17 protein-coding genes and 1 pseudogene are annotated in these 15,067 nt (G+C 63.0%); 10 read left to right on the forward strand and 8 right to left on the reverse strand.

From position 1 onward, the window contains the following. Positions 1-178 precede the first annotated feature (178 nt). From GRS80_RS16515 to GRS80_RS16525, 3 genes and pseudogenes are all read left to right on the forward strand, one after another. Positions 179-625 (forward strand): annotated as a pseudogene (locus GRS80_RS16515) (CPBP family intramembrane glutamic endopeptidase); the annotation flags it as partial. Positions 626-777: 152 nt separating this feature from the next. Next, entirely contained in the window at positions 778-2,067 is a 1,290-nt protein-coding gene (locus GRS80_RS16520; protein ID WP_160048521.1) for an O-acetylhomoserine aminocarboxypropyltransferase/cysteine synthase family protein, read from the forward strand. 98 nt (positions 2,068-2,165) lie between these two features. Beyond that, a complete protein-coding gene (locus tag GRS80_RS16525; protein WP_149080642.1) occupies positions 2,166-2,555 on the forward strand; it encodes a hypothetical protein in 390 nt (129 codons plus the stop codon). Between the two features lie 111 nt (positions 2,556-2,666). On the opposite strand, the gene GRS80_RS20850 is transcribed toward GRS80_RS16525, so the two are convergent. Further along, positions 2,667-2,939, reverse strand: a complete 273-nt coding sequence (locus tag GRS80_RS20850) for a hypothetical protein (protein ID WP_160048522.1) — start codon at positions 2,937-2,939, stop codon at positions 2,667-2,669. A gap of 177 nt (positions 2,940-3,116) precedes the next feature. Between GRS80_RS20850 and GRS80_RS16535 the strand changes: the two genes are divergently transcribed. After that, positions 3,117-3,662 (forward strand): DUF5813 family protein, encoded by a 546-nt coding sequence (locus tag GRS80_RS16535; RefSeq protein WP_160048523.1) that lies wholly within the window; start codon positions 3,117-3,119, stop codon positions 3,660-3,662. A gap of 358 nt (positions 3,663-4,020) precedes the next feature. On the opposite strand, the gene GRS80_RS16540 is transcribed toward GRS80_RS16535, so the two are convergent. Together GRS80_RS16540 and GRS80_RS16545 are read right to left on the reverse strand one after the other, a co-directional pair. Then, positions 4,021-4,251 carry an Lrp/AsnC ligand binding domain-containing protein gene (locus GRS80_RS16540; protein ID WP_160048524.1) on the reverse strand — a complete coding sequence of 77 codons (231 nt, stop codon included), beginning with the start codon at positions 4,249-4,251 and terminating at the stop codon, positions 4,021-4,023. Next, a complete protein-coding gene (locus tag GRS80_RS16545) occupies positions 4,251-4,952 on the reverse strand; it encodes a TrkA family potassium uptake protein (protein WP_160048525.1) in 702 nt (233 codons plus the stop codon). Before GRS80_RS16545 ends, GRS80_RS16540 begins: the two co-directional genes overlap by 1 nt. 111 nt (positions 4,953-5,063) lie before the next feature. Between GRS80_RS16545 and GRS80_RS16550 the strand changes: the two genes are divergently transcribed. Further along, positions 5,064-5,294 carry an Lrp/AsnC ligand binding domain-containing protein gene (locus GRS80_RS16550; protein ID WP_149080647.1) on the forward strand — a complete coding sequence of 77 codons (231 nt, stop codon included), beginning with the start codon at positions 5,064-5,066 and terminating at the stop codon, positions 5,292-5,294. 20 nt (positions 5,295-5,314) lie between these two features. Here the strand turns inward: GRS80_RS16550 and tmk are convergent, their stop codons facing one another. Continuing rightward, positions 5,315-5,929, reverse strand: a complete 615-nt coding sequence (tmk, locus tag GRS80_RS16555; protein ID WP_160048526.1) for a dTMP kinase — start codon at positions 5,927-5,929, stop codon at positions 5,315-5,317. Between the two features lie 145 nt (positions 5,930-6,074). On the opposite strand from tmk, the gene GRS80_RS16560 reads away from it, so the two are divergent. From GRS80_RS16560 to cofC, 3 genes are all read left to right on the forward strand, one after another. Beyond that, complete coding sequence (locus GRS80_RS16560; RefSeq protein WP_160048527.1) at positions 6,075-6,962, forward strand: complex I NDUFA9 subunit family protein; 888 nt, start codon at positions 6,075-6,077, stop codon at positions 6,960-6,962. A gap of 239 nt (positions 6,963-7,201) precedes the next feature. Continuing rightward, positions 7,202-8,380 carry a tubulin/FtsZ family protein gene (locus GRS80_RS16565; protein WP_149080650.1) on the forward strand — a complete coding sequence of 393 codons (1,179 nt, stop codon included), beginning with the start codon at positions 7,202-7,204 and terminating at the stop codon, positions 8,378-8,380. A gap of 344 nt (positions 8,381-8,724) precedes the next feature. Further along, complete coding sequence (gene cofC, locus GRS80_RS16570; RefSeq protein WP_160048528.1) at positions 8,725-9,387, forward strand: 2-phospho-L-lactate guanylyltransferase; 663 nt, start codon at positions 8,725-8,727, stop codon at positions 9,385-9,387. Between the two features lie 18 nt (positions 9,388-9,405). Here the strand turns inward: cofC and GRS80_RS16575 are convergent, their stop codons facing one another. From GRS80_RS16575 to GRS80_RS16590, 4 genes are all read right to left on the reverse strand, one after another. Then, entirely contained in the window at positions 9,406-10,446 is a 1,041-nt protein-coding gene (locus GRS80_RS16575; protein ID WP_160048529.1) for a dipeptide epimerase, read from the reverse strand. Further along, the gene (locus GRS80_RS16580; RefSeq protein ID WP_160048530.1) at positions 10,443-11,459 is read right to left on the reverse strand and encodes a DUF1611 domain-containing protein; all 1,017 of its coding nucleotides are present in this window, start codon (positions 11,457-11,459) and stop codon (positions 10,443-10,445) included. Before GRS80_RS16580 ends, GRS80_RS16575 begins: the two co-directional genes overlap by 4 nt. Before the next feature lie 93 nt (positions 11,460-11,552). After that, positions 11,553-12,488 carry a Vms1/Ankzf1 family peptidyl-tRNA hydrolase gene (locus GRS80_RS16585; RefSeq protein WP_160049048.1) on the reverse strand — a complete coding sequence of 312 codons (936 nt, stop codon included), beginning with the start codon at positions 12,486-12,488 and terminating at the stop codon, positions 11,553-11,555. Between the two features lie 183 nt (positions 12,489-12,671). Next, the gene (locus tag GRS80_RS16590) at positions 12,672-13,061 is read right to left on the reverse strand and encodes a DUF5802 family protein (protein ID WP_160048531.1); all 390 of its coding nucleotides are present in this window, start codon (positions 13,059-13,061) and stop codon (positions 12,672-12,674) included. 355 nt (positions 13,062-13,416) lie between these two features. Here GRS80_RS16590 and GRS80_RS16595 point away from each other — a divergent pair, with 355 nt between their 5' ends. Further along, complete coding sequence (locus tag GRS80_RS16595; protein ID WP_160048532.1) at positions 13,417-14,313, forward strand: hypothetical protein; 897 nt, start codon at positions 13,417-13,419, stop codon at positions 14,311-14,313. Positions 14,314-14,381: 68 nt separating this feature from the next. After that, the gene (locus GRS80_RS16600) at positions 14,382-15,041 is read left to right on the forward strand and encodes a metalloregulator ArsR/SmtB family transcription factor (RefSeq protein ID WP_160048533.1); all 660 of its coding nucleotides are present in this window, start codon (positions 14,382-14,384) and stop codon (positions 15,039-15,041) included. Positions 15,042-15,067: the final 26 nt, after the last annotated feature.

Below are 15,067 nucleotides of genomic sequence, written 5' to 3' on the forward strand. Positions count from 1 at the left end.
AAGCGGGAGATTTGGGTCATGGACAACTCGACTCTCCCGCTTCAACTCCTTTGATTTAGCGACCTATCCCGATGCTGTCTCGTGATTCAACAGAGCCCTTCGAGCCGACAGTACCACTGGTACTGTATCTCGTGAATTTCCTCGTCGTGCTCTTTCTCGCTGGAGGCTCGAAGAGTTTGGGTGGCGCGGATTCGCTCAGTCCCGACTCCAGGAACGACACAGCGCAGTAGTCGTCACCGCTCTCGTCGGTATCCTCTGGGCGAGTTGGCACCTCCCGCTGTTCCTCTTGTACGACCTGCCTGCGTACGACCCAGCGACGCTTCACAGCTACTATCTGACGACGATTCTCTGGGCGATCGTTCTCGCTTGGTTGTACAACAGCACAGGTGGCGGGCTGTTGGTCGTGATGATCGCACACGCAGCAGGCAATCTTCCGCCGTTTCTCGCAGTTACCGGTGAAACACCTGAACTCGTGGCGACGCTACCGATTAGAGAACTAACCTACCTCGTGGTCGCTCTCGTGATCGTCCGCTATGCCGGATCTCGAACGCTTTCGCGTGACGGAGAACTCCCCCCGGTAGCTGGCCGGAAATCGACCGACTCCGACCGTTCGAGTTCGAGTTGAATTATCTGTATACGTCTACTGGTCAACTGATTCGATAGGTTATGCGTGGAATTACCGAACTAGTCCTCCGCAGACATCTCCTGTCAGTTGATTAAAACCTCCTCAGCGTCTCGCGATAACGTTTTATTACCTCCCGTGAGTGGAACACGAACATGAGTGACGATCCAGCAGATCACGAGTTCGCAACCGACAGCATCCACGCCGGACAAGAGCCCGACCCGACGACGGGCGCACGCGCCCCGCCGCTGTACCAGACGACCTCCTACGAGTTCGATGACACCGGTCACGCGGCTGCTCTGTTCGGATTAGAGGAGTTCGGCAACATCTACTCGCGGATCATGAACCCGACGAACGCGATGTTAGAGGAGCGCATCGCGACCCTCGAGGGCGGGGTCGGGGCCCTCGCGACCTCGTCGGGAATGGCGGCGTTCGACCTCGCGACCTTCATCCTCGCCGACGTGGGCGACAACATCGTCTCCTCGTCGTCGCTGTACGGCGGCACCTACACCTACCTCACCCACACCGTCGCCAAGCGGGGAATCGAGACCAAATTCGTCGACACGCTCGACTACGATGCCTACGCCGAAGCGATCGACGACGACACCGCGTTCGTCCACCTCGAGACGATCGGCAACCCTGCTCTGGTGACGCCCGATATCGAGCGCGTTGCCGATATCGCTCACGACCACGATGTCCCGCTGTTCGTCGACAACACGTTCGCGACACCGTATCTCTGTCGCCCGCTCGAACACGGCGCGGACCTGGTCTGGAACTCGACGACCAAGTGGATCCACGGCGCTGGATCGACCGTCGGCGGCATCCTCGTCGACGGGGGCTCGTTCCCCTGGCCCGACGGCGACTACCCCGAGATAACCGAGCCGAACCCGGCCTATCACGGTGTCAACTTCTATGAAACGTTCGGCGACATGGCCTTCTCCGTCGTCGCCCGAACCCGCGGGCTGCGTGATCTGGGCAACCAGCAGTCGCCGTTCGACGCCTGGGTCACCCTCCAGAAACTCGAGTCACTGCCGCTGCGAATGGAGAAACACTGCGAGAACGCGATGGCCGTCGCGGAGTACCTCGAGGACCACGACGAGGTCGCCTGGGTCAACTACCCCGGCCTCGAGAGCCACGAGACCCACGAGGAAGCAAGCGAGTACCTCGAGGGCGGCTACGGCGGCATGATTACGTTCGGCCTCGAGGGCGGCTACGACGCCGCCGAGACGGTCTGTAACGAGGTCGAACTGTTCAGTCTGCTGGCCAACGTCGGCGACGCGAAGTCGCTGATCATCCATCCCGCGAGTACGACCCACCAGCAGCTCACCGAGGAGGAGAAACTGGCGAGTGGAACCACCGACGACCTCGTTCGCATCTCCATCGGCATCGAGGACGTCGACGACGTGATCGCCGACCTCGAGCAGGCGATCGACGCTGCCAACTGAGACGGATTGCTGGCCCGACACCTCGGTGTCGTCCCCTCGTTCTTACACACCTGACATCTGCCCCCGGCGTTAAGGTCCCAGGGTTCGACCACTTCGATATGGCCACTGGGCTACTCACGTCAGCGGCAGCGGAGCAGATCGTCACGACCTGTCGGACGGCTATCGGCGACAGCCTCCGGTCGGTCACCTACTTCACTCGAGACGACTACGAGCAGGTCTATCTCCGGGAGGACCTCGAGCGCGATGCTGACCTCTCGACGTTTATCGGCCACGAGTGGCGCGGGTTCAAAACGGCCCAGACCGCCTACGAGGGCTCGGAACTCGGCGACTACAACTACACGATCCGCGTCTTCGACAACGGCTTTCTGATCCGGGTCACCTCCGAGAGCGACGGCGTCTTCGTCACGACCGACGGCCTCACCGTCAAGGACTTCGAGGAGGTCGCGACGGCGATCAGTTCGTTCCTCGAGAGCCGAGAGGTTTCGTAGCGACGCCGTTCTCTTGCCGGCGTAGTCAGCGTCTCCGGCGAGGGTCGCGTTTCGGTTCGCCCAGTTCTGATTCACTGGGTTCTCCTCTCGAGCCGGATTCGATCGCTCGTTTCAGTTCCGGTCCAGATTCTGTCCCGTGTAGCGCGTTCGACGCTGTGAACGCGACTGAGAATCTGGGCGGTCGTGGTTGGCGTCAGACAGAGCGTGGTCCTCACGAGGAGCGTTAGACAGATCCTCGTGAGAAATGTGTCGCCCGCCATCGCTCTTCGCGTCGCCGTCTCGACTCGAGACGTCTCCGATCGGAAGGCCGGAACCGAGTTCGTCGTCGGTTCCGAGGAGGCGTGCGAAGCGGCGACGTTCGGCGGCGTATCTATCGATGGACATGCCGACGGAAAACGTCGATATCTGTTGTAGTTATACGGGGCGTTTTCAGTGGAAACGAGTCACTGATCGTCGAAACGATCCGAAATGGAACCGTACTCGCCGTCCCCTCGGCCGATTACCTTCTCGAGTCGGCACGCAACGCAACATCCTTTTTCGTCACGACCGTTCGGACGGATGATGACATCCCTTCCGACGCCCGTCGAACGCGCACTCACGGACCACGACGCGTTCGCACCGTCCGACGACGGCTACGAACTCGAGACGACCGTCTTCGACGCTCACGTAACCGCCACGGCGACTGATGACGAACGCGACGCCCGTTTTTCCGTCGTCGTCACCTTCCCCACGCTCGACGCCGCCGTCGCGAACGAAACCGTCGCGCCCGTCGTCGAAGAGGGCTGGTTCGACCCCCTCGAGCGACGACTCGCGGACGCTTTCACCGTCGCCCACACGAGTGACCACGAGGATCCGATCGTCGAACGCGACGGCGACGACGTTCGCGTGACCCTCGAGTATACCTCTTGGAACGCCCGCGAAGGCGTCGAAGACGCCAAGGCGCTCGTCGAATACGTCGAGGGAACGTTCGCCCAGGGGATCGTCCCCGGCTACGAGTACCGGGGCGCGGCGGCGACGTTGCTCGAGAGCGCCCAGAGCCGCGGCCAGCAAGCGGCCGAAGGGGGCCCCGAGAACGGCAACGGCGGCAGCGGCGGGATGCCGATGTAGCTCGTCGGACGAGTTACGAGAACCCATTTTTCTGGCCGGGAGTGCGTCGCGAGCGTCGCGAGCGGCACACGACCCGGGGGAGGGCAGGGAATCGATCGAACCCCCCGCGAGCGAAGCCGCAGGCTGAGCGAGCGGGCCGACGACCGATGTGGAGAGCGCGCCGCGACGCGCCGCGGATAGGCGAACGGCCGAGGGCCGTGAACCGAGAAGAGTGAGGAGTGCTTTTGATCGAAACTGAGCGGAGCGCAGCTCGGCGATGTGCAAAAGACCGCTTGCGCTCTTTTGACGTTTTTGCCGAGGGACGTCGCGCTGTGCGACAAGCCGCCAGCGCGATAGACCGCAGCGCAAAAGTTCGTTCTTAGTCCATCGCGATGTACGTCTGGGTGTCCTCGATGCCGTCGACTCCCTGGATCTGAGTCGCCGCGATGTCCTTTACCTCCGCGGGGGTTCCCACCCGCGCTTTCGCGATGATATCGACATCGCCGGCGACGATGTGTGCCGACTCGACGCCGTCGATCGCTTCGATTTCCTCCCGTAGTCGATCCGCCTCGCCCGTGTTCGCTTTGATCATGACGAATGCTGTGACCATCAGTTGACACCTCCGGTTCCCGCGTTGGCCGTTGCACGCTCCGGACTCTCGCCGACGAGCAGCTGTCTGACGTCGCTCAACACGTCGAAATCCGCTAGCACGACGATTCTATCACCGTCCTCGAGCGACTCGTCGGCGGAGGGAATCTCGAGGTCGGCCCCTCGTTTGCCGAACGCGAGGATGGTCGCGTTGGCGGGGAGTTCCAGTTCGTCCATCGTGTAGCCGTTGACCGGCGCTGCGTCGCTGACGGTCACCTCGACGACCTGGAGGCTCGGCGCGACGTCAGCGACCGCGCGAATCGTTCCGCCGAGCAAGGCGTTTTTCGCGCCCAGAGCGCCGAGACGCTCGGGATAGATCACCTCGTCGACCTCGTCTGCGTACTTGCGGTAGATCTCCTCGCGATACCCCTCGTCGATGCGCATGACCGTCCGACAGCCGTAGTGTTTGGCGATCATACACGCGGTGAAGTTCACGTTCAGATCGGCCGTCAGCGCACCCAACACGTCGGCGTTCGCGACACCGGCGTCCTCGAGAACCGACTCTCGAGATCCGTCTCCGTCGACGACGGGAAACTCCTGATTACGAGCACGTCTGATCTTCGCTTCGTCGCGTTCGATCAGCGTTACCTCGTGGCCTTCCTCGCGCAGGACGCGTCCCGTCCGCAACCCAACCCGTCCAGCGCCGATAATCACGAACCGCATGGAAGGCGATACGCCGCCCCCCGTCAATAAGTTTGCCCCAGTGTGACACACCTGGCGACGTCTCTCGGGCAAAAGCTTTAGTCGTGTCAGAGAGTACCACACCAGCGACCGATGGTTCACGCGTTCATCATGGTGAAGACGGCCGCCGGAAAGTCCGAGGGACTTCTCGATGCGATCAGGGAGATCGAGGCCGTCTCCACAGCCCATATCGTCGCAGGCAACTACGACATCATCGCCGAGGTCGACGCCGACGAGATCTACGACGTTCTTCAGGCGGTCTCCTCGGGCATTCAGGGACTCGAGGGCGTGACCGACACGAAGACGTACATCGAGATGGGCTAACGCTGCTTGCGGGCGAGTATTTACTCCGTTTCGAGTGCTCCCTCGAGTGCGGTCACCACGCCCTCGAGGACGGCCTCAGGTGTGTCGTTCGCGTCGACCCGGACGAACCGATCCGGATCGCGCTCGAGTAGTCGTTCGTAGTTCTCCTGGACGGACGCGAGATACTCGGCGCGTTCGAACTTGTTCGTTGTCCCCGCTCGCTCGGCGGCCGTCTCGGGATCGAGCTCCAGGTAGATCGTCAGCTCCGGTACGATCGAGATCGGTTCGTGGACATCGACGACGTACTCGAGGGGATCTTCGAGTCCGCGCTCACCGGCGTCGTCGCTCCACGCCTCGAGCGTCGCGCCCTGGTAGGCAAAGCGAGAGTCGGAGTACCGGTCCGAGATCACGAGGTCGCCGCGCTCGAGGGCGGGCTCGACCACTCGGGAGAGGTGGTCGGCGTGGTCGGCGGTGTAGAGAAAGAGCTCCGCCAGCGGGTCGGCCTCGTCGTCTGCGATCGAGCGGTAGACGGCCTCGCCGTACCAGGAGTCGTCGGTCGGCTCCCGCGTAAACGTCGCCTCGGGATACCGGTCTTGCAGGGCCTCCCACACCGTCGTCTTCCCGCTGCCATCCAGCCCCTCGAGCGTGACGAGCATGCTGGCACCTCGTCGGGCCGGGTACATTATCGTACTGTTCCCGAGTTCCACACGTCGTTCGTGCTCACGTCTGTGGTGAGCTTTCTCGCGCTCTCTCGCGCGCTGCTCGATTACCTATTTATCGCTCGAGCGTCAGTTGACGTCTATGAACGTCCTCGTCGCCGGCGGCACCGGCTTCATCGGAACGAACCTGTGTGCGGAACTGAACGACCGGGGACACGAGGTGACGGCGCTCTCTCGAAACCCGGACCGAGGCGGTCTCCCGAGCGAGATCGACCTCGCGATGGGCGACGTCAGCGCCTACGACTCGATCGTCGACGTGGTCGCGGAACACGACGCGGTCGTCAACCTCGTCTCGCTGTCGCCGCTCTTTCAGCCACCCGCGGGGACAAGCCACGAGGAGGTCCACCTCGAGGGGACCGAACATCTCGTCCGCGCATCCGAGGAGAACGACGTCGAACGGTTCGTCCAGATGAGTGCACTCGACGCCGATCCAAACGGCGACACCGCCTACATTCGGGCGAAAGGACGCGCCGAGTCGGTCGTCAGGAACTCGGATCTGGCGTGGACGATTTTCCGTCCGTCGGTCGTCTTCGGCGACGGCGGCGAGTTCGTTGACTTTACGAAGAAACTAACGACGCCGTACGTGACCGGTCTTCCGGGCGGTGGGCGGACCCGGTTCCAGCCGATCTGGATCGACGACCTCGTCCCGATACTGGCCGACGGCCTCGAGGACGAGCACGTCGGCGAGATCTACGAGGTCGCCGGACCGCAGGTACTCACCCTTGCCGACGTAACCGAACTCGCGTACCATGCGGAGGGAACGTCCGTCACCGTACTCCCGATTCCGATGCCGGTCGCGAAGATCGGACTGGCGCTCGCGGATCCCCTCCCGTTCGTCCCGTTCGGTCCGGATCAGGCACGCTCGCTCGAGATGAACAACACCGTCGCGACCAACGACGTGACGGCCTTCGGCGTCGACGAGGCCGAGTTGACGACGCTTGGCTCGTATCTCGGAAGACTGCCTCGCTGACACTCCGTGGCCGTCGTGGCTGCCACCGCGGTCACGACCACCCCCTTCCGGCCGAAACAATAGTATAAAGAGCAGTACTCGGAGCAATATATTATATTTTACATATTGGAGGCGACGTCCGAAAATCGATGCAGTCACCCGATTTCGAGTAATATGGAATTATGCGAGAAATTCACATCATCAAAAGACTTATAGTCTTAATCGCACTGTTCCAATCCAACGGAGCCCCCTGACAAACAATGAAGCTGGCGATGATCGGATTCGGACAGGCCGGTGGCAAGATCGTCGATCGATTTCTCGATTACGACGATCGAACGAACAGCGGGATCGTCCGGGCTGCGATCGCGGTCAACTCCGCGAAAGCAGACCTGATGGGTCTCGAGCGTATCCCGCAGGACAATCGTGTACTGATCGGCCAGGCTCGCGTGAAGGGCCACGGCGTTGGTGCGGACAACGAGCTCGGCGCGGAAATCGCCGAGGAGGACATCGACGAGGTCCAGAACGCGATCGATCAGATCCCGACCCACGAGGTCGACGCGTTTCTGATCGTCGCCGGGATGGGCGGCGGAACGGGCTCCGGTGGCGCGCCGGTGCTCGCGAAACATCTGAAGCGAATCTATACGATTCCCGTCTACGGACTCGGCGTTCTTCCCGGAACGGACGAAGGGGGTATCTACACGCTCAACGCCGCCCGCTCGTTCCAGACGTTCGTCCGCGAGGTCGACAACCTGCTCGTCTTCGACAACGACTCCTGGCGACAGACCGGCGAATCCGTCGAGGGTGGCTACGAGCAGATCAACGAGGAGATCGTCCGTCGGTTCGGCATCCTCTTCGGCGCGGGTGAGGTAACCGGCGACCAGGAGGTAGCCGAGAGCGTCGTCGACTCCTCCGAGATCATCAACACGCTCTCGGGTGGTGGCGTCTCCACCGTCGGCTACGCGAGCGAAGGCGTCGAACTCACGAACGGTGGTGGTCTCCTGTCGCGATTTACGGCCGACGATGGGGGTGACGACGATCTGGACGCTGCGAACACGACCAACCGAATTACGAGCCTCGTTCGAAAGGCCGCACTCGGCCGGCTCACGTTACCGTGTGAGATCGAGGGAACCGAACGCGCGCTACTCGTCCTCGCCGGGCCGTCGGAGTATTTGAATCGGAAAGGAATTGAGCGCGGACGAAAGTGGCTCGAAGAAGAAACCGGGAGCATGGAGGTTCGTGGCGGGGACTACCCCCGTGGCGAACCGGAGGTCGCGGCGGCGATCTTGCTCTCGGGCGTTACGAACGTCCCGCGGATCAAGCGCCTCCAGCAGGTCGCAATCGAGGCACAGGACAACATCGAGGACATCCAGGCCGAAAGCGAGGAGAACCTGGAAGAACTCGTCGAAGACGACGAGGACGAACTCGAGCCGCTGTTCTGATACGGTCTGCTGTTATAGAGATTATCCGAGACGTTCATCACATTCCTGTGACGAATCGAGGGACAGCCACGACAGACGGGGGCGAAACCGTCGGTTGGCGACGATGATCCCTATCAGCCAGTACTGCCACGCCCTGGACCCGATCTCCGGATGCGGCGGTACACCGGTACCGCAATCGTACGACGCTGCGAACTTGTGGTCGCGTTCGTGTCGGGGGACACGATGCTGCGGTCGCTGTGGTGTGCTGTTTCAGACCCGTCTTCGACCGTGCGGTATCGATAACGAACACGTTTTCCGACGCGAGCCGACGCTCTTTTGAGCGCGTACGGGTAACCCCCGCCGAGATGCAGGTCGTCGTCCCGTTCGCCGCCGAAACACCAAAAACCCGCCTCGAGGGCGTACTCACGCGTTCAGAGCGCCTCCGATTCGCTCGAGCGATGCTCGCGGACGTTCTGGCGGCGATCGACGCGGCGGGCCACGAGCCGACGATCGTCTCTACTTCGCCGCTGTCGTTCGACGGCGAACTTGAGTCGGTTCCGTCGTCGGTTTCGGTCGAGATCGACGACCGTGCGCTGACGGACGCGGTCGACGCTCGACTTCCCGATCGAGGCGGTGACCCCGTCGCCGTCGTCATGGCCGACCTCGCGCTCGCGACTCCGGCCGCACTCGAGTCGCTGTTCGCGACCGACGCGGACGTCGCGATCGCACCGGGTCGGGGCGGTGGAACGAACGCGCTCGTCGTTCGCACCCCCGAGTTTCGGGTCGACTACCACGGAACGTCGTATCTCGATCACCGCGAAATCGCACGGGACGTGGGCGCATCGCTCGAGGCGGTCGACTCGTTCCGACTCGGGACCGACGTCGACGAACCGGACGATCTGGTCGAAGTCCTGATTCACGGGCCGGGGCGTGCACCCGACTGTCTCCGAACGTTCGGCTTCGCCCTCGAGTGCGACGGGGGCCGGGTCGGGGCCGAGCGACTCGAGAACGCGCTGAGCGAGACTTGATCGACGGCTCTCGTCCGATCACTCGATGACGGCAGCCGTTCCCGGCCGATCTAGTCCCTCGAGATCGATCCGGCCGTCGGGCATTCCGACTCCCTCGGCTGGGTCGTCGGCGAGCAAGAGCGCGCCGTCGAGGTCGGCGTAATCGAGCGCCGGCGCGAGATGACAGGCCGGGGCGATCGAGGCGTTCGACTCGAGCATACAGCCAAGCATCACCTCGAGACCGTGTGCGCGGGCGGCGTGGATCATCCGCCGTGCCTCCCGGAGGCCGCCACACTTCATCAGCTTCAGGTTCGCGACGTCACAGCGGTCTGCGATCCGCGGGATGTCCGCGACAGTTACGCAGGATTCGTCGGCCGCGATCGGAATCGGCGAGCGCTCGTAGACGAATCGCAACCCGTCAGGATTCTCGGCCGGGACGGGCTGTTCGACGAACGCGAGATCGAACTCCGCGAGGCGATCGATCGTCTCGACTGCCTCGCGGGGCGTCCACGCTTCGTTCGCGTCGACGAACAGCCGGGCGTCGGGCGCTGTCTCTCGGATCGCTCGAACGATCTCGACGTCGCGGTCGGTGCCGAGTTTGACCTTCAGCGTTCCGTACCCCGCATCGACGGCCGCTTCGGTTTTCTCCCGCATCGTCTCGGTGTCGTCGAGTCCAATCGTAAACGACGTCTCGAGCGTTTCCGCCGGATCAAGCCCCCAGTACCGGTACAGCGGGATCTCGAGGCGTTTCGCCACGAGATCGTGTACCGCGATGCTAACCGCCGTCCGCGCCGATGGGTTTCGGTTCACCCGCTCGCGCATTCGACGCTCGATCCGTGCGAGTTGGTGGGGGTCCCCGACGTCTTCGACCACCTCGAGCAGGTCGGGGAGGACTGCCTCGACCGTCGCCGCGGTCTCGCCGTAGTGTGAGGCCGGTGCGGCGGCACCGAGACCGACCGTCCCATCCTCGTCTACGATCTCGACGGTGACGATCTCGGTCTCGGTCGTCGTTCCCCGCGAGATGGTAAACGGACGGTCGAGTGGGAGTGACCGTCGCTTGAACGTGGTCTCGAGACTCATAGCAGGACCTCGAGCAGGTCCTCGGTTCCGAATCGGATCACGTCCGTCGCGGGCGCGTCGAGTTCGGCGGCGTACTCTTCGAGGGCGTCTCGAGCCGCATCGTCGTCGAGTCCGGCGGTGTTGAGTGCGCCGGCGACGATCCGCGCCTCGCTGACCGGCGCGGCGAGGTTCTCGTAGAGGTCGACGTAGCTCCGGATCGGGGGGAGCGGGAACGACTCGTAGCCGTGGATCGCCTCGCGGCCGGCGTCGTGACAGAGGACGAGTCGGTCGGGCATCGCGCCGTGGAGGATACCACAGGTGACAGCCGAGTACGCCGGGTGGACGATACTCCCCTGACCCTCGACGAAGAGGTAGTCGTACTCGTCGCCTTTCTCTACGATCATCTCCTCGACCGCCCCCGCGGTGAAGTCACTGACGACCCGGTCGACCGGATTCCCCCACCCCTCGATCATGATCCCGGTCTGTCCGGTCGGGATTACGGCGGCGTCGTACCCCGCCTCGCGAGCGTCGCGAGCCAGCTCCATCGTCGTCGTCATCTTGCCGACCGAGCAGTCGGTGCCGACGGTCAGGACGACCTCGGCGTCGACGTCGCCAGCGACGCCGTCGCTCACCGACAGACCGTCCGGCGGCCGACGCACGTCTCGCAGTTCACAGTCGCTTTCCGCGGCCAGCCGGGCGAACTCCTCGTCCTCCGCGAGGAAGTAGTGGAGTCCGGAGACGACGTCGCAGCCGTACTCGAGGGCGGTCCTGACGTCCGCACGCCAGCTTTCGTCGAAGCCGCCGCCGATGGGCGCGATACCGATCAGGAGCGTCTCGACCTCGTCGGGCTCGAGGGCGTCCATTCCGGCGACGACAGGCGCGTCCTGAACGTCCGGAACGAACTCCGAGACCCGCGTTCCCGGATTCTCTCGGTCCAGAACCGCGACGACGTCGTCGTCGGCGTACCGGAGGACGCCGAGGGCGGTCTTGGCGCGGTCGGGAAACTGTTCGTGGGCCAAAATTGCAACGCGCATACCCCTCGGTACAGACGGAGCGATCATAAAGAACCAGCAAACCCGGCCAAACCCCTTGTCTGCCTCACACGACCGGTGACCCACTCGTCCGGATTACAGAACCAGCAGATCCGTCGTCCAGAACGAATCCACGGCGTCCTCGAGGGCGGAGTTCGGATCGCCGGTCGCGTCGACGGCGGCGGTTGCGTCGGGTTCGAGGCCCGACTCGTCGACGAGCGTCTCGACGACGCCGCGCTGGCCGACCAGATACAGCGGCTCCTCGGCCGAGGGCTCCCCGACGTACTCCGCGAGGGTTTTCCGACAGCGCTCGAGATGATCGTCGATCTGATCGTCGCGGATTCGTTCGAACCGCGCCTGCGAGAAGCCTCCTTTCGAGTGGCTCCCCTTGACGTCGCTCTCGAACCCCCGGTACTCGACTCGTTCGTCGCCGTCGTAAACGCCGAGGGCGAACAGGTCGGCTCGAACGAGCGCCAGGGTGTGCCGTTCGGTCGGCAGGAACCACTCGCGCTCGAGGCTGAACCGATCGTTCCAGCCCGGTTCGATCGTCGGTTCGACGGGCGGTTTCAGGGCGACCGAGACGAGGCCGGCGTCGTCGACACAGTACAGACACGGCGTGGCGTCCTCCAGAAGGGCGATGCGCTCGCCGAGACGACCCTCCAGATCGAGATCGAGGTCACGAACCGGCTCATCGCCGCCGAGCGTGGCCGTCAGCGCACCTTCCGGTTCGGTTCGAAACGACGAGAGTCGATCGACGACACCGGCGAGTTCCGTCCCACCGATCCGGTCGCGACGTCGAAACTCGAGGCCGCGGTCGTCCTCCCCGGCCTGGTCGAGTTCCCCTTCCAGCTGTGCGATCCGGTCTTCGAGACGATTGATCCGCTCTTCGGCGTCCTGTCTCGCCGTCGTTGCCTCCGCACGGCGGTCGGACTCGGCCTCGTAGCGCTTTCGCAGTCGCTCGTTTTCATCCTCGAGTTCGTCGATGCGCTCTCTGAGCGATGCGCGTCCGAGCAACTCGTCGACGTCGAACATCCGGGCGAAGACGCGAAGCGGAGCTACTTTTAGGTTCCGGGGAGCGAGCGAAGCCGTCCCCGTCCTGCGGAGCATCGCCCGTCACCCGGCTCGAACGTAGACGGGGTCCGATCGCGCCGGTCTCTCGTGTGGGGCCTTCGGGGGGCGTGATGCCCTCCCGTCTCGGGCCCCGAACGCCACGCGTTAGCCCGCAGTCCCGTCGTCGACGTGCGACGAATCGTCTCCGCCCGGCTGCCATCCCCCGGCGAACTCGAGTAGCTGTCGGGCACGCTCTCGGCGGGCGAGAAACACCTCCCGTAGCGAGGGCGGGTTCCGGATCCGCGTCCCCTCGAGCATCGACTCCGGGACGGCGAGCGTGTTCGACGGAACGGCCTCGTCGCCGTGAACCGGGAAGTGTGTGGACTCGAGTTTCATCACGAGCGGTGCATCGAGCCGTTCGACGCCGTCGCCGGTCGCATACACTTCTTGGTTGATGCGTTCGTGTTGCGCTCGGTGCATGACCGCACACTCTCCGTCGGTGGGAGTCACGTACAACCGTCCGAGATAGTAGCTTCCGGAGAACACCTCGAACATGCTAGCTAGACACATGGTCTGGCGCGGGATAACTATTTGTGGATAGATTTAAACAGTATCGCTATCAATGTACTTGTCTTGAAACTCGTCGACCAGATTAGTACCTAATCTGCCACTCGAGTCGACTATTCATGTCGTTCATTAGATCTCTTGATGGAGGATACGGTCGGGTTTTGACGGTCGATCGACCGGTGACGGTCCCGACCTAGTTAAATATTTCTTAAATTTATAGAGTGAGTGAAAAAGAGAGAGCGGAGTATAAACGCTTTTGAATACGCTCGTTTGTCGTCACGTTCGCGTAAACGGTTCGAACGACTCTCGCTCTTTTTACGTCGTTCGGGTGGACGTATCGTCGATGAGATCCACTCGGCTGGTCGTCTTCCTCACGATCGCCGTGATGTTCGGGCTGACGGCCGCACCAGCCGCCGCCGGAGATGTCACGACCCCGTCCCTCGACTCGCAATCGAACGAGAGCACTCAATCCGGCGGAAACCTCACCGTCTCGTCGTTCATGCAATCGAGCGCCGCTGACGCGGAGAGTTCGGTCGAATCCGGGCTGTTCGAGACGAAATACGAGAGCGCCGACGACGATAAGCGAGCGGCGCTCGTCGACGATCGTACGGCCGCCCTCGAGACACGACTCGAGGCGCTCGAAGCCGAGCGAGAGCTACTCGAAGAAGTCGACGGGAACGTCTCCACCGGTGAGTACCGGGCGCGATCGGCGAAACTCGCGATCGGAATCGTCGCCCTCGAGCGCTCACTCGAGCGAACCATTCCGCGAGCGAACGAAACGGGTGTCGACCGGGATCGCCTCGACGATCTCCGATCGAACGCGTCCGATCTCTCGGGCTCGGCGGTTGCGTCCGAGGCGCGCGGAATCGCCGGCCTCGAACAGTTCGACGGTGGTCCACCGGCTCTCGACGAGGACGGAAACTGGACGGCACCCGGTCAGAACGACTCGGTTCTCGACGGGGACGGAAACTGGACGGCACCCGGTCAGAACGACTCGGTTCTCGATGAGGACGGAAACTGGACACCACCAGCGCAGGACGAGAACGCCGCGGCGACTGAGATCGACCTCGACGCCGCCGTCGCCGAGAGCGACGACGACCACCCGGCCAATCGGTCGGGCGATGGCTCGAGTTCGACCGCCACCGGTACCGACTCGAGTCCAGCCGACGATGCCGGTCCGCCGGACCAATCCGGTGGAAACGAGGGACAGGGTCCCGACCTCGGATCCGACGACACGTAGTGTGTTCCGACCGATCGACTTCGCTCGAGCAGACACCCTTTTCAGCGCCGACACCATACGCTCGGTCGATGGACTCCGCCGCGTTGCTGGATTTACTGGGAAACGAAAACCGCAGACGGATCCTTCGACTGCTCGCCCGAAAACCCTGTTATGTGACCGAAATTTCCGACTATCTTGGCGTGAGTCCCAAGGCGGTCATCGAGCACCTTCGAAAGCTCGAGGAGGCGGGTCTCGTCGAGAGCCGGGTCGACGATCAGCGTCGGAAGTACTTTCATATCGCTCGAAACGTTCGACTCGAGGTCAACGTCTCCCCGTACGGGTTCGCAAGCAAGAGCGCTTACCCCGAAAACAGTAGCTTCGACATCACCACCTGTCGACACCTCTCGCTCGACGTCTCCTGGGACAACGCGGGCGAACTTGACGACCTGTTACGCACACTCGAGGACTTAGAACAGCTCGAAAACGAACTCTCACTCGCCCAGCGGTGGGTCCAGGGACGACTCTGTGACGTCCTGGACGACATCTCCGAGACGGTCGGCGCTGGGCCGGAGAGTCGAATCTACGCGGATCTCCTGGCGAGCGTCCGATCGGAGCCAAAGTCCGTCGGCGAACTCAGCGGAGACATCGGTGCCTCTCGCGAGGTCGTCGCCGAACTACTCGAGCGGATGGCCGACGAGGGAATCGTTCGTCGAACGGAACGCGGCTGGGAACTGACGGTGGATTCCTGACCGTTCATAATCCTGATTCGGGTTTC

The sequence above is a fragment of the Natrialba sp. INN-245 genome, from assembly GCF_009807105.1.
Classification (GTDB): domain Archaea; phylum Halobacteriota; class Halobacteria; order Halobacteriales; family Natrialbaceae; genus Natrarchaeobius; species Natrarchaeobius swarupiae.

Coding starts and splice junctions, on each gene's coding strand:
- GRS80_RS16590 (WP_160048531.1), bottom strand. CDS start 13,061: ATGTTCGAGGTGTTCTCCGGAAGCTACTATCTCGGACGGTTGTACGTG.
- GRS80_RS16580 (WP_160048530.1), bottom strand. CDS start 11,459: ATGCGCGTTGCAATTTTGGCCCACGAACAGTTTCCCGACCGCGCCAAG.
- GRS80_RS16595 (WP_160048532.1), top strand. CDS start 13,417: ATGAGATCCACTCGGCTGGTCGTCTTCCTCACGATCGCCGTGATGTTC.
- GRS80_RS16540 (WP_160048524.1), bottom strand. CDS start 4,251: ATGGTCACAGCATTCGTCATGATCAAAGCGAACACGGGCGAGGCGGAT.
- GRS80_RS16600 (WP_160048533.1), top strand. CDS start 14,382: ATGGACTCCGCCGCGTTGCTGGATTTACTGGGAAACGAAAACCGCAGA.
- GRS80_RS16560 (WP_160048527.1), top strand. CDS start 6,075: ATGAACGTCCTCGTCGCCGGCGGCACCGGCTTCATCGGAACGAACCTG.
- tmk (WP_160048526.1), bottom strand. CDS start 5,929: ATGCTCGTCACGCTCGAGGGGCTGGATGGCAGCGGGAAGACGACGGTG.
- GRS80_RS16565 (WP_149080650.1), top strand. CDS start 7,202: ATGAAGCTGGCGATGATCGGATTCGGACAGGCCGGTGGCAAGATCGTC.
- GRS80_RS16525 (WP_149080642.1), top strand. CDS start 2,166: ATGGCCACTGGGCTACTCACGTCAGCGGCAGCGGAGCAGATCGTCACG.
- GRS80_RS16550 (WP_149080647.1), top strand. CDS start 5,064: ATGGTTCACGCGTTCATCATGGTGAAGACGGCCGCCGGAAAGTCCGAG.
- GRS80_RS16535 (WP_160048523.1), top strand. CDS start 3,117: ATGACATCCCTTCCGACGCCCGTCGAACGCGCACTCACGGACCACGAC.
- GRS80_RS16520 (WP_160048521.1), top strand. CDS start 778: ATGAGTGACGATCCAGCAGATCACGAGTTCGCAACCGACAGCATCCAC.
- GRS80_RS20850 (WP_160048522.1), bottom strand. CDS start 2,939: ATGTCCATCGATAGATACGCCGCCGAACGTCGCCGCTTCGCACGCCTC.
- GRS80_RS16545 (WP_160048525.1), bottom strand. CDS start 4,952: ATGCGGTTCGTGATTATCGGCGCTGGACGGGTTGGGTTGCGGACGGGA.
- GRS80_RS16585 (WP_160049048.1), bottom strand. CDS start 12,488: ATGTTCGACGTCGACGAGTTGCTCGGACGCGCATCGCTCAGAGAGCGC.
- cofC (WP_160048528.1), top strand. CDS start 8,725: ATGCAGGTCGTCGTCCCGTTCGCCGCCGAAACACCAAAAACCCGCCTC.
- GRS80_RS16575 (WP_160048529.1), bottom strand. CDS start 10,446: ATGAGTCTCGAGACCACGTTCAAGCGACGGTCACTCCCACTCGACCGT.